Below are 13,320 nucleotides of genomic sequence, written 5' to 3' on the forward strand. Positions count from 1 at the left end.
CTCAGCATCAAAGAGCTGCCAAAGCCAATGTTGATTGGCGCTGGCAGCTCTTGTTTTTGATAGTTTTCAAAAGGACTGCCTGCGGGCAGCACCGCCATGGCCATCAAGTCCACCATCTTCAAAGCCAATCTGTCGATTGCCGACATCGACCACAACTACTACGCCGACCACAATCTGACGCTGGCGCGCCATCCCAGCGAAACCGATGACCGCATGATGGTGCGCCTGGTGGCCCTGGCGCTGAACGCCTGGAAGCTGCAAGACCTGTGCAATGGTGACGGTACGCTGGGCTTTGGCATTGGTTTGTCCGACCCTGACGATCCGGACGTGCACATCACCGATTACACCGGCCAGAAGCGCCTGTGGATCGAAGTCGGCCAGCCCGACGAAAAGCCCATCACCAAGGCCTGCAACAAGTCGGACCATATGCTGGTCTACCCCTTCAACCACGCCGCCCATGTCTGGTGGAAGGGTCTGGAAGGCAAGCTGGCCCGCCAGAGCAAGCTGGAAGTGCATTACATCGACTCGGAAGTGGCCCAGCAACTGGGTTCGCTGGCCGAGCGCAGCATGCAGCTGCAGGCCACGATTCAGGAAGGCCAGCTCACGCTGTCCGGCAATCTGGGCACGGTGTTTGTCGAGCCCACGCGCTGGAAATAAGCCACTGAGGTACGCCAAGATGCCTCGCCCCGCAGCGATGGCATCGTCTTCCTCCGGCGCTCAACGCCAGAGAGGGGGAAGGCATGGGGCCGCCTGGGCGTAGCGTCTTATGGAGTGTGTTTACGCTCCACGGCGCGCTCCGCATAACGGGTGAAGCGCCAGGAATCGCCCTCGACCGTGATGCGGCGCCATACGGCCCGCTTCTCGGCGGGCTCCATGGCAGTCCAGAACTGCACCTCGTCAAAACTGCGGCCGCAGCCCTTGCATTTCTCATCGCCCTGGCTGGTGGAGCAGATGGCAATGCAAGGCGTATCGGGCATGGTGTCGAACCAGACCAGCCAGGCCGCCATGGCATGTGACGGGAAGCCCTCCACCGCCACCTCGGACTCGCAGGCATGAATCATCAGCGCATACACCTCGGCCAGCGCCTTGACCTCGGGTGCCAGCAGCACGCCGTCGGGCGATGGAGCGCGGCCTCGCCAGTAATTGATGGCAGCTTCGATGTCGGTGATGTGAATGGCAGTCATGGAGCAGGCATCATAAGCCGCAGCCATGAGGCCTGCGCCAGCAAGGTTGCTTCGTTTTTGGTAGCTGTCTGTGCTTTGTGCAAAGGCGCTGCAAGACGGCTGCTCAATATAAAACCTGTGAACTAGATGGGGTTTGAAACTTGAAATCCCATGCCTGCTGTGTTGAAATGCGCAGCTTCGAAGGGGAGTAGCTTATCGGGCGCATGTTTTGCGCCATGAGCGGATGGTCGTCAATACGAAGCGCAAGCTTCCGGCCATACGGTTTGCAGCCAGACTGCAATCGAGCAAGACCTTTGATAGGCCGATGACGGTCAATCAAAGTGTCTTCCCCTGCACGATTCCTCGCGCGGGTTTGCGCTTCGACTTACGTCACCCTGGTCTTCACCCGCTGGCGTCAAGTGCCAAACCTATGCAGACTGCACCGGCGGCATTCCACAACGAGGAAAAATCACATGGATCTGGACTTTCTGACCCACACGCCCTTCTGGATTGCGCTGGGCCAAATCATCATCATCGACATCCTGCTCGGCGGCGACAACGCGGTCGTGATCGCACTGGCCTGCCGCAAGCTGCCACCCGAGCAGCGTCGCAAGGGCATCATCTACGGTACTGCCGGTGCCATCATCCTGCGCATCATCCTGATCGCCTTTGCCATGGTGCTGCTGCAGCTGCCGTTCCTGAAGGTCGTGGGTGCCATACTGCTGATCTGGATCGGTATCAAGCTGATTGCTCCCGATGACGAAGGTCACGACAACATCGAAGGCAGCGACAAGCTGTTTGCCGCCATCAAGACCATCATCGTCGCCGACCTGGTGATGTCCGTGGACAACGTGATCGCCATCGCCGGCGCAGCCCAGAGCTCGGGCGACCACCAGATGCTGCTGATCGTGCTGGGTCTGCTGATTTCCGTGCCCATCATCGTCTGGGGTTCGCAGCTGGTCATCAAGCTGATGGAGCGCTTCCCCATGATCATCGTGGCCGGCGGCATGCTGCTGGGCTGGATCGCAGGCGGCATGTTCGTGACCGACCCCGTGTTCGTGAACACCGACAAGTGGCTGTGGATGCCCAAGCTGGGCACGACCGATGCACAAGGTCTGGCCGAAATCTCCAAGACCCTGTACTGGGCGGCCCATATCGGCGGCGCATTGCTGGTTCTGGCCCTGGGCAAGTTCATTGCCAGCCGCCGCCCCGCGGTTGCAGCCCACTAAGTCTGGAAAACCCAGCAATTCGTGAAGGAATGCGGGAACTGACCGCAGCCTTCACGACTCACAATAGAAACAAGTCGGCACATTCCTACAGATGTGCCGCATTCTTCAACCTTCGTTCCAGTTAGGACGCACTTTGAACCCCATCATTGTTTACGTGGATGACGCCACATACGCCCAGCCTATGCTCGAGGCACTGGCGGGATCGAGCCAGGCGGCTTCCTCCCACTGGTTGCTGGTGGCCTGTGCTCCGCGCATGACCCACCGTGTGAGCAAATGGGTCAGCCATCGCGCTCGCGAGAACTGGCGCGGCAAATGGGCAGACAAGCTGTTTGCGGCACTGATGCCCGTGATGGCGACGACAGGAGGCAAGGTCACTGCCGTACTGGCCAAGGGCCCGCTGACCGAGCTGGTCGCCGAGTTGCAGCAGGAACATGGCGCAGCGCAGATCATCGACGCCCGCCGCCCCAAGCAGGAGGTCGTGCAAGCCGCTCCCGTCAAGGCCAACGCCAAGACAGGCGCCACCGGCGGCCGCTGGAATCTGCCCGGCACCATGGCGGCGATTGCCGCCATGATGGGCTTTGTGATCGACGACTCGCTCTCGATTTAAGAGCTTCAAGCACTCTCTGAATAAGCCTTGCGCGGCCAAAACCTCGCAAGGCTTTTTTTATGCTGTGCCGCAATGAGCGCAGACACGGCCTGCTGATATGCTGGTCAGCATGAAAATCCTCGTCAAATGGCTTCTTTGCGCGGCGGCTCTTCTCGCGGTCGCCTATGTCTACAGCGGCGTACAGGTACAGAGCTTCGGCTCGGCCATGATTGCGGCCCTGGTCATCGGCCTGCTCAACACCATCATTCGCCCCATCTTGGTGATACTGACGCTGCCCGTGACCATCATCACCGTGGGTCTGTTCCTGCTGGTGGTCAACGGCCTGATGTTCTGGATGGCCTCCGGCATCCTCGGCGGCTTCCATGTCACCGGCTTCTGGGCCGCCATGCTGGGTGCGCTGATCTACTCTGTGCTGGGCCTACTTATTGACCGCCTTGTCGCGCAGCTGTTCCCGGAGTAACTCTTCCACGGCACGCAAACGCGTGTCGATGATGGAAGCCTCGAAGTAGTCGGCACCGGCGCCGGCCTTGCGGGCCAGATCCTGCGCGGCCTTGAAGCGATCCACCGCTGCCGCGTAGTCGTAGTGCGCCACCTGGGCCTCTGCTTCGGCCCGCAGGGCTCGCATTTCCTGGCCCTGGCTGCGCCACACGCGCGCCAGCGTCTGCCAGGCCGAGCCATCGCGGGGGTGGTCCGTCACCCAGGTCTGCAAGGGGCTGGCCATGGAGCCAGCCTGGTTGAGCCTGAGCAGGATTTCGGTCTTGAGCAAGAGCTGCGGTCTGCGCGGCGCAACCCGCTCCACCACGTCAATCGTGGCCAGGCTTGGCCCGGCCTCGCGCGGCCCGACCTCACGTGGCCCGGCCAGATTGCCACTGGCCGGGCCCCTGGGTGCCGCCTCGGGCGCATTGCCGGACTGCAGTGGCAAGGCCGCCAAGGCCGCCTGCGGGTTGTCGGCCTTGAATTCAAGCTCGGCATTCAGCCATTTGGCTTGAATATTCGCTGGTGCGTTGCCCGCCGTCGCCGCGAGCAGCCGCTGCGCCATCTCGCGCGCCAGCGGCCAGTCGCGCAGATACATGGCGCTGAGCGTGGCCGCATAAAGCTGAGCGACCTGCTCGAACTGACTCAGGCTGGAAAAACTGCCGGAACGCGGCAGCCTGGCCCACTGGCGACGCACCTCGACACCGGGGTTGGAGATCACACGCGCGCGCGCCGACATCATCACATGCTCCAGCGTCGGCACAGGTTCAGCCGCGCGCTTGCCGGGCGGAATGCGCGAATCCATGTCCGCGATACGCTGCGTGGTCAGCGGGTGGCTGCGCAGATAGGGCCAGCTGCCGTTGTCATTGAGCCGGCTGGCCTGCTGCAGCTTGCCGAACATGCTCACAAAGCCCTGGGGCGCAAAACCGGCAGGAGACATCAGGCTGTAGCCCATGCGGTCCGCCTCGCTCTCCATGGCGCGCGAGAAATTCAGCTGGTTTTGCATCACCGCTGCCGGACCGCCCATCATGATGGCCATGGCCGCATCGGGGCTGCGCGTGGCCGCCAGGGCGCCCAGCAGCATGGAAGCCAGCATCAGCGGCGTCTGCTTGCCTTGCTGCGCCATCATGCGGGCAATGTGGCGCTGGGTGATGTGGCTGGTTTCATGGGCAATGACCGATGCCAGCTCATCGCCGCTGCTGACCACGCCGATCAGACCCAGATAGACGCCCATATAGCCGCCCGGCAGCGCAAACGCGTTGACCTGGCGATCCTTGCCCAGGAGCAGCGTCCAGGCAAAGCGCTCCTCCAGCTCGGGCGACAGCTCGCCATTCTTGCGTGCCGCATCCTGCAGATGCAGCCAGATGCCCTCTACGTACTCCTGCAGCACCGGGTCGTCCAGATAGTCCGGGTCGCGGTAAAGCTCGCGGACGATGGAATCGCCCAGACGCCGCTCCTCGCCCGTGGTCAGCGACGAGGCACCATCGCCCAGGGTCGGCAAGCCTGCCGCCTGCGCAGAGGAAGTCAATGGGGATACGGCCTGAATAGCTATCAAAACAGAAGCTGTCAGCGCTTTTAGAATATGAACTGTACGCAGTTTTGGCATCAAAAATGGCATGGCAATCACAGCATTGCCGACATACGGATCTTCCATATGCCGACCGTTCAACACCCCACTATGATGCCTTGATTGATGGATGCGGCGAGATGCCCGCCTGTGATGCCCAGGTATAGCCGCCACCCACCACCTACTCAACCTTGATTGCGCCGCAGAGCCGAACCCATCTGCCGCCGGAAAGAACCGCCATGTCCTCTCTTACCCACTTCGACGCCCAGGGCCAGGCCCATATGGTGGACGTCGGTGCCAAGCCCAGCACCCATCGCATCGCCGTGGCCGAAGGCCGCATCACCATGAAGCCCGAGACCCTGGCCATTGTGCAGGCCGGCACGGCCAAAAAAGGCGACGTGCTGGGCGTGGCCCGCATCGCCGCCATCATGGCCGCCAAAAAGACCAGCGACCTGATTCCGCTGTGCCATCCGCTGGCGTTGACGCGGGTGGCTGTGGAGTTTGAGATGTTGCCAGATGTATCTTCCGTTCGTTGTGTGGCTACCGTGGAAACGGTGGGACCTACAGGAGTCGAGATGGAGGCCCTCACAGCTGTTCAGGTGGCGCTGCTCACGGTCTATGACATGTGCAAAGCGGTAGATAAGGGCATGGTGATGGAGGGAGTTAGGGTAGTGGAGAAGCGGGGGGGGAAGTCCAGTTCCTTGTAAGGCAGCGGTCTTGTCCATCGCTCAGACAGGTGTTGATTCCAATGGTGGTTTCGTCAATATTGGTTGAAGGCCAAGCGCTGCCATTCAAGTGCTTGGCTCAAATGCGGCACCGACGGACCCACTGAATACAACAATGCCCTGCAGTTTCCACTGCAGGGCATTGTGTTGTGGTGTGCCAAGTACTGCTCAGAGATTCGGAATTCTGAGCAACACGGGACCAGACAGCAGATTAGGCGCTCTTCGAGGTGAAGGTCGTGCCGCCAGGGATCTTGCCCACAGAGCAGCTGCCGGGCAGCAGCTTCTTCAGCTGTGTCTTTGCGTCCTCAGAGGCCATGCACTTCATGCCGCCGATTTGCTGGCCGGTCAGGCCACCCTTGTTGGAGCCATCAGCCTGGATGTCTGCTGCGGCCAAGTCGGCCGTTGCAATGGGGGTGCCGTCCTTCTTCAGGGGAACGAAGTACAGGAACTCGCCTTCAGGAATACCCAGTTCGCCCTTGACATCCTTGAGCGTCAATTTAGCAACGCCAATGTCATTGGTTGCGATTTCCAGCACATATTTGCCTGCCACAGGCGTAGTACCCACTGCGGGAACTTCACAGCCCCAGCCACCAGGGCCGGGGTTTGTGGCAGACAGCGGATCCATGGATGTCTGATACTTGGCGGAAACATCGGAACGGCAGGCCGAGCCTTGCAAAACGACTTCTGCAAAACGGGATTTGGCCATGTAGCTCTGATAAGCCGGCAGCGCCACAGCAGCCAGAATACCGATGATCGCCACAACGATCATCAGTTCGATCAGGGTGAAACCCTTTTGAATGGAACGCTTCATGAAAAACTCCCTTGGTTGATGAAGTAACACTGTCCATCAAGCAAGCAGCGTGCCAATTACTCCACCTCAAGGTATCCCGAACAGAATGACACGATTGACAACATCTAGCAAACCTCAGATAACAAATTTGGCAGTTTGGTAGCGCGACTGACAAATTTGTCCGCCTGTAGCCCGGATTGGATCAGCGGCCTTAGTCAACGACAAAGCGCATGGTGCTGCCCGCCAAGTCCACCGTATCGCCATTGAGCAGCGGCACAGACAGAGGGCCCACCACCTGACCATTGAGCTTGAGGTCTTCGCTCGCACCTTCCAGTTGGGTGAGCACAAAGCCATGGGGCTTCTGAGTGATGGAGGCAATGGCTACACCGGGCTTGCCCAAAGTGGTAACCACCTTGAATAGAGGTATTTCCCTGCCGGCCAGGCTGCCGGTGAGCATGCGAATCACGGCGTGGCGCGCAGGCAGCGCGGTGAGCGAGCCCTGGATGGTGGAGCTGAAGCTGGAGATTTCGCCGAACCCGGAGGGGCTGGCGAGTTTGGCATAGCCACTGTCGGCCTCTTCGGAAATATGCGCCAACGCCTTTTTGCCGCCTTGGGCCGTTGGCGTATTCGTATCGGCAATCACGGTATCAAGAAAGCGGATTTTGTAGCGGCCAATGTCCAGCAGGTCGCCGTTGAGCAGGTCCTGCTTTTGGATGGCGCGACCGTTGACATAGGTGCCGTTGGTGCTGCGCAGGTCTTCAATGCAGACCTTGCCGCCGGAGATGGTGAGCACGGCATGCTCGCCGCTGACCGCCAGATTCTCGATCACGATGTCGTTGTAAGGACGACGACCCAAGGTCGTGCGCTCCTTGGTGAGCTGTACTTCCTTGATGACTGCGCCGTCGATTGAGATGACCAAAGTCGGCATGCTCGAAGCTCCTGAGGAAACGCCAAGTCCTGCTTGGCTGCACTGGCTAGGACCACTCCCACTTGAGTGTGTGATTCAGCGCTCAATCATTAATCGTAACTGGATGAAACGCGCTTGCATGCTGCATCTTATTTCACTAATTCGATGAAGCCAGCCATTCGATTGAAATTTTCAACCTTGCTGTCATTCGTCTGCAGCATCTTTGGAATCGCACCCGCAATCTATCAAGTCGCCATATAAGAAAAGCCCGCGCTCGTTGAAAGCGCGGGCTTTTTTGCAAATCTTTGCAAAGTGGCGGCAGCCACCTATCCGTGATTTAAAACGGGATGTCGTCATCCATGTCGTCAAACCCCGAGGCTGCGCGCTGGGGGGGAGGAGCCATGGGTGCAGGAGCAGGACGCTGCTGCATGGGTGCCGGTGCGGGACGCTGCTGCATGGGTGCGGGAGCCTGACGGCGGGGTGCTTCGTAGCTGCTTTCGCCGTAGCCATCATCGCTGCCGTAGCCGCCTTGCTGCTGACCACCACCCTGGCGGCTGCCCAGCATCTGCATGGCGTCGGCGCGGATTTCGGTGGCGTAGCGTTCCTGGCCGGAGGCCTGGTCGGTCCACTTGCGGGTGCGCAGGCTGCCTTCCACATAGACCTGACTGCCTTTGCGCAGGTACTGACCCACGATTTCGGCCAGTTTGCCGTTGAATACCACACGGTGCCATTCGGTGGCTTCGCGGTTTTCTCCGGTGTTCTTGTCGCGCCAGCGGTCCGTGGTGGCGATGGTCACATTGGCCACCTGATCGCCGCTGGGGAAGGTGCGCATTTCGGGGTCACGACCCAGATTGCCGACGATGATGACTTTGTTGACGGATGCCATAGAGATACCTTTTCAAAAAGTGGTCCGGGCTATTGGGAAAGGTCCCGAACCAATGAACTTCGTATTTTGCCCCAAGCCAGCCATGAGGAGCACGGGATTTCCCGATATCCCATCACTGCAATACATGGTGCAGGGGCCACTGCGCGCGAGCAGCCGAGCAGGGGCAGCCCCGCTGCGAGGGCTGCGTCCCCCTCCGCGTAGCAGAGAGGGGGAAGGCGGGGCCGCCTAGGCGCACAGCGCCGCTGTAAGTCAGTGACGCCCCACCGGGCGCAGCGGCCAGGTCACGACCAGCCACAGGGCAACGAGCACCGCCGTCATGATGAACAAGCCCGGCACGCCCGCAAATTTGGCGACTGCACCACCGACAGCGCCACCGGCAAACAGGCCCAGCGACTGCAGCGTGTTGTAGGCACCCAATGCCGCACCGCGCAGCGGCGCCGGCGCCATGCGCGAGACCAGGCTTGGCTGGGTGGCTTCAAGCGCATTGAAGCCGCAGAAGAACAGAAACATCAGCAGCGCCATGCACCAGACCGTAGGAATGGTACCGCTGACGGCCAGCATGCCCAGACCGATCTGCACGACCAGTACCAGGCCAATGGCTCCCAGCAAGGCCTTGCGCAGCTTGCCCTTGCGCTCCATGGAGAACAGCAGGCCCATGGCCAGAAAGGACAGCAGCACGGCCGGCAGATAGATATGCCAGTGCTGCTCCTTGGCCAGACCGGCTTGCACCAGCATGGCCGGCACGGCCACCCACATGGACATCTGCACGGTATGCAGGATGAAGACGCCAAAATTCAGGCGCAGCAGATCCTTCTGGCCCAGCAGCTCGCTGAACCTGCCCTTGGGCGCATCGGCATGTTGCCTGGGCTCGGGCGGCACCACCCACAGCACCACGGCAATGCCGGCCAGCGCCAGCGCGCAGGTCAGGCCGAAGATGCCGGACAGCCCTATCCAGGCATTGAGCAGCGGCGCCAGCACCAGCGCCAGTGCAAACATCAGGCCAATGCTGCCGCCCACCATGGCCATGGCCTTGGTACGCACGCCATCGCGTGTCAGATCGGCCAGCAAGGCCGTGACGGCAGCAGACACGGCGCCTGCACCCTGAATGGCACGCCCCGCCATCAGACCGGTCAGCGAATCGGCCATGGCCGCAATCAGGCTGCCCGCCGCAAACACCAGCAGGCCGGCGACGATGACCGGCTTGCGGCCGATACGATCGGAGGCCAGACCGATGGGCAACTGGAACAGGGCCTGAGTCAGGCCATACAGACCCATGGCCAGGCCGATCATGGCCGGATCGTCACCGCCCGGGTATTTGCGTGCCTCCAGCATGAAGACGGGCAGCACCAGGAACAGGCCCAGCATGCGCAGCGCAAAGATCAGCGCCAGGGCGCCGCTGGAGCGGCGTTCCTGGGAGGTCATGGCGGAAGAGGATTTGTCCGTGCCCTGCGTGCCCGCGCTGGGGGAGGTATTGATTTTTTTCACGCTCAGATTTTGCCAAGAGTCAAAGTCTTATGCCCAGGTTAACTAAATCACTGCCGGGCAAAAGAGAGGAAATAAAACCGTAGATTGTCCGTGAACCTGGATCCATTAGGGTCTATTGAGGTTTGCTCGGAGTCGCGAAGGTATATGGCCGATTGCCAATCCAGACGCGTGACGCAGTGCGGGTGCCTACCCGCACAAGGAACGCAACGGCGAGCGGCGGTCGGCCATACACCTCCCCTTCGGGTTGCTGCGACAAAAGCCTGTCTGCGTTGTTGCCTGCCTTTGTCGCTGCAACGCGATCTTCGACCAAATATCAACAGACCCTAGTCACGCTCATTCCCGTCTGACTATCATGGAGAGTTTTCCCCGTCTGGAGCGCCCGTGTCCCTGAAGCCTGATTCGCCCTCTGAAGTCCATGATGACAGCCTCTATCTGGGCCGTTCTCTGGCGCAGACACGCATCGCCATTCGCGGCGCACGCACGCACAACCTCAAGAACATCGACCTGGACATTCCTCGCAACCAGCTGGTGGTGATCACCGGCCTGTCGGGCTCGGGCAAGTCCAGCCTGGCCTTCGATACCTTGTACGCCGAAGGCCAGCGCCGTTATGTGGAGAGTCTCTCGGCCTATGCACGCCAGTTTCTGGGCCGCCTGGACAAACCCGATGTCGATCTGATCGAGGGCCTGTCGCCCGCCATTTCCATCGAGCAAAAGGCCACCAGCCACAACCCGCGCTCCACCGTGGGCACGGTGACCGAGATCAACGACTATCTGCGTCTGCTCTACGCCCGTGCCGGCACGCCGTTCTGCCCCGACCACAATCTGCCGCTGCAGGCCCAGACCATCAGCCAGATGGTGGACAGCGTGCTGCAGCTTCCAGAAGACACCAAGCTGATGATCCTCGGCCCCCTGGCGCGCGAGAAAAAGGGCGAGTTCGCCGAGCTTTTCGTGCAGCTCCAGGCCCAGGGCTATGTGCGCTTTCGTGTCGACGGGCAGATCTACGATGCACAGTCCCTGCCCAAGCTGGAGAAGAACGAGCGCCACAACATTGACGTGGTGATAGACCGCGTCAAGGTGCGCGAAGACATCAAGCAGCGCCTGGCCGAGAGCTTTGAGGCGGCCTTGCGCGCCGGCGGTGCTGATGCCGGCGGCCGCGTCATCGCGCTGGAGATGGATGGCGGCAAGGAACATCTGTTCAGCGCCAAGTTCGCCTGCCCGCTCTGCGACTACTCCCTGCCCGAGCTGGAGCCGCGCCTGTTTTCCTTCAACTCCCCCATGGGAGCCTGCCAGGCATGCGACGGCCTGGGCAACAGTGAAGCATTCGACCCCGACCGCGTCGTGCCCTTCCCGTCGCTGAGTCTGGCCAGCGGTGCCATCAAGGGCTGGGACAAGCGCAACAATTACTACTTCTCCATGCTGGAGAGCGTGGCCAAGCACTATGGCGTGAGCACCGAGACGGCGTTCGAGGAGCTGCCAGAGAAAGTGCGCGACGTGATTCTCTTTGGTTCGGGCGACGAGTCCATGGAATTCAACTATGTTTTCGAGAGCGGCGAACGCAAGGGCGAAGCCTTTATCAAGTCGCACCCGTTCGAAGGCATCATCCCCAATATTCAGCGCCGCTTTCGCGAGACCGAATCCCAGGTGGTGCGCGACGACCTGGCCAAGCTGCGCAGCGTTCGCAAATGCCCCGAATGCGAAGGCACGCGCCTGCGCCGCGAAGCGCGCTTTGTGCGCGTGGGCGATGGCGAGCAGGCCCGCTCCATCTACGAGGTCAGCCATGCCACGCTGGCCGATGCGTTGGGCTGGTTCAAGCAACTGAGCATGACCGGGGCCAAGGCAGAGATTGCGGACAAGATCGTGCGTGAGATCGCCTCGCGCCTGCTCTTCCTCAACGATGTGGGCCTCTCGTACCTGAGCTTGGACCGCAGCGCCGACACGCTCTCGGGCGGCGAGGCCCAGCGCATCCGCCTGGCGTCTCAGATCGGCTCGGGTCTGACGGGTGTCATGTATGTGCTGGACGAGCCCTCCATCGGCCTGCACCAGCGCGACAACGACAAGCTGATTGCCACGCTTGAGCACCTGCGCGATATCGGCAACAGCGTGATCGTGGTCGAGCATGACGAAGACATGATGCGCGCAGCCGACCAGATCATCGACATGGGCCCGGGCGCCGGCGTGCATGGCGGTCGAATCATGGCCCAGGGCAGCTATGAAGACATCAAGGCCAGCCCCGATTCGCCCACGGGTCGCTACCTGAGCGGCGTACAAAGCATTCCCGTGCCCAGGCAGCGCACCGCCTGGCTGCCTGTGCTGCGCAAGGACAGTGAAGCCGAGGCCACCCAGAGCACATCGCGCTTTCCCGTCACGGCCGCCAAAAAGCGGGAATCTGCGAGCAAGGCGCGCACCGACCTTCAGGCGCTGACCGTGGAAGGTGCGCGCGGCAACAACCTCAGGAACGTGACGGTGGACTTCCCCGTCGGACTGTTTACCTGCGTCACCGGCGTCTCGGGCTCGGGCAAATCCACCCTGGTCAACGACACGCTGTATGCCGAAGTGGCACGCCAGGTACACCGCGCCGGCACCGAGCCGGCTGCGCATGACGATATCGCGGGTATCGACTATTTCGACAAGGTCATCAACGTCGACCAGTCGCCCATCGGCCGCACGCCGCGCAGCAACCCGGCCACCTATACCGGCCTGTTCACGCCCATCCGCGAGCTGATGGCCGAAACCAATACCGCCAAGGAGCGCGGCTATGGCCCCGGGCGCTTCTCGTTCAATGTCTCAGGCGGCCGCTGCGAGGCCTGCCAGGGCGATGGCGTGGTCAAGGTGGAAATGCATTTTCTGCCCGATGTCTACGTGCCCTGCGACCTCTGCCACGGCCAGCGCTACAACCGCGAGACGCTGGAAGTACAGTGGAAGGGCCGAAACATCTCGCAGATTCTGGAGATGACGGTCGAAGACGCTCATGCCTTCTTCAAGGACGTGCCCAGCATTGCGCGCAAGCTGCAGACCCTGCTGGACGTGGGTCTGTCCTATATCCGCCTGGGCCAGAGCGCGACCACGCTGTCGGGCGGCGAGGCCCAGCGCGTCAAGCTCGCACAGGAACTGTCCAAGCGCGACACCGGCCGCACCCTCTACATCCTCGACGAGCCCACCACGGGCCTGCACTTTGCCGATATCGCACTGCTCCTGAAAGTGCTGCACCAGCTGCGCGATGCGGGCAACACCATCGTTGTGATCGAGCACAACCTCGACGTCATCAAGACCGCAGACTGGCTGATCGACATGGGCCCCGAGGGTGGCTCGGGCGGCGGCCAGGTCGTGGCCCAGGGCACGCCCGAAGACATCGCAGCCAACCCGGCCAGCGTGACGGGCCGCTACCTCAAGCCCTATCTGGACAAGGCCCCTGCCAAATCCAGAGCCAAGTCGGCCACAAGCCAGGATTGACCAAGCACAGCCGGCCATGCAGGGCCATGGCCGGCGA

12 protein-coding genes are annotated in these 13,320 nt (G+C 61.4%); 6 read left to right on the forward strand and 6 right to left on the reverse strand.

Going from position 1 to position 13,320, the window contains the following annotated elements; genetic code table 11:
- The first annotated feature begins 96 nt into the window (after window positions 1-96).
- Window positions 97-657 (forward strand): YaeQ family protein, encoded by a 561-nt coding sequence (locus CTR2_RS27270; RefSeq protein WP_087085612.1) that lies wholly within the window; start codon window positions 97-99, stop codon window positions 655-657.
- 107 nt (window positions 658-764) lie between these two features.
- Here the strand turns inward: CTR2_RS27270 and CTR2_RS27275 are convergent, their stop codons facing one another.
- On the reverse strand, window positions 765-1,211 hold the full coding sequence (locus CTR2_RS27275) for a DUF3717 domain-containing protein (protein ID WP_087085611.1): 447 nt from the start codon (window positions 1,209-1,211) through the stop codon (window positions 765-767).
- A gap of 425 nt (window positions 1,212-1,636) precedes the next feature.
- On the opposite strand from CTR2_RS27275, the gene CTR2_RS27280 reads away from it, so the two are divergent.
- From CTR2_RS27280 to CTR2_RS27290, 3 genes are all read left to right on the forward strand, one after another.
- Entirely contained in the window at window positions 1,637-2,392 is a 756-nt protein-coding gene (locus CTR2_RS27280; protein ID WP_003066777.1) for a TerC family protein, read from the forward strand.
- A 133-nt stretch (window positions 2,393-2,525) separates the two neighbouring features.
- The gene (locus CTR2_RS27285; RefSeq protein ID WP_034351037.1) at window positions 2,526-2,999 is read left to right on the forward strand and encodes a hypothetical protein; all 474 of its coding nucleotides are present in this window, start codon (window positions 2,526-2,528) and stop codon (window positions 2,997-2,999) included.
- Between the two features lie 109 nt (window positions 3,000-3,108).
- Window positions 3,109-3,459 (forward strand): phage holin family protein, encoded by a 351-nt coding sequence (locus tag CTR2_RS27290; RefSeq protein ID WP_034348032.1) that lies wholly within the window; start codon window positions 3,109-3,111, stop codon window positions 3,457-3,459.
- On the opposite strand, the gene CTR2_RS27295 is transcribed toward CTR2_RS27290, so the two are convergent.
- Complete coding sequence (locus CTR2_RS27295) at window positions 3,418-5,079, reverse strand: M48 family metalloprotease (protein WP_140401090.1); 1,662 nt, start codon at window positions 5,077-5,079, stop codon at window positions 3,418-3,420. The two genes, CTR2_RS27290 and CTR2_RS27295, sit on opposite strands and share 42 nt — an antisense overlap.
- A gap of 200 nt (window positions 5,080-5,279) precedes the next feature.
- Here CTR2_RS27295 and moaC point away from each other — a divergent pair, with 200 nt between their 5' ends.
- The gene (gene moaC, locus CTR2_RS27300) at window positions 5,280-5,747 is read left to right on the forward strand and encodes a cyclic pyranopterin monophosphate synthase MoaC (protein WP_087085610.1); all 468 of its coding nucleotides are present in this window, start codon (window positions 5,280-5,282) and stop codon (window positions 5,745-5,747) included.
- Between the two features lie 229 nt (window positions 5,748-5,976).
- Here moaC and CTR2_RS27305 read toward each other — a convergent pair whose 3' ends face one another.
- The 4 genes from CTR2_RS27305 to CTR2_RS27320 all read right to left on the reverse strand — a co-directional run bounded on the left by CTR2_RS27305 (window position 5,977) and on the right by CTR2_RS27320 (window position 9,770).
- Window positions 5,977-6,576, reverse strand: coding sequence for a pilin (locus tag CTR2_RS27305; protein WP_087085609.1), 600 nt, complete (start codon window positions 6,574-6,576; stop codon window positions 5,977-5,979).
- 190 nt (window positions 6,577-6,766) lie between these two features.
- Window positions 6,767-7,483: an FHA domain-containing protein gene (locus tag CTR2_RS27310; protein ID WP_087085608.1), complete on the reverse strand. Its 717-nt coding sequence runs from the start codon at window positions 7,481-7,483 to the stop codon at window positions 6,767-6,769.
- Window positions 7,484-7,799: 316 nt separating this feature from the next.
- Window positions 7,800-8,348 carry a single-stranded DNA-binding protein gene (gene ssb, locus CTR2_RS27315; RefSeq protein ID WP_003064700.1) on the reverse strand — a complete coding sequence of 183 codons (549 nt, stop codon included), beginning with the start codon at window positions 8,346-8,348 and terminating at the stop codon, window positions 7,800-7,802.
- A 249-nt stretch (window positions 8,349-8,597) separates the two neighbouring features.
- Window positions 8,598-9,770 carry an MFS transporter gene (locus CTR2_RS27320; protein WP_140401096.1) on the reverse strand — a complete coding sequence of 391 codons (1,173 nt, stop codon included), beginning with the start codon at window positions 9,768-9,770 and terminating at the stop codon, window positions 8,598-8,600.
- Between the two features lie 444 nt (window positions 9,771-10,214).
- Here CTR2_RS27320 and uvrA point away from each other — a divergent pair, with 444 nt between their 5' ends.
- Entirely contained in the window at window positions 10,215-13,283 is a 3,069-nt protein-coding gene (uvrA, locus tag CTR2_RS27325) for an excinuclease ABC subunit UvrA (RefSeq protein WP_087085606.1), read from the forward strand.
- Window positions 13,284-13,320: the final 37 nt, after the last annotated feature.

The organism is Comamonas thiooxydans (genome assembly GCF_002157685.2).
In the GTDB taxonomy this organism is placed as follows: Bacteria; Pseudomonadota; Gammaproteobacteria; order Burkholderiales; family Burkholderiaceae_C; genus Comamonas; species Comamonas testosteroni_H.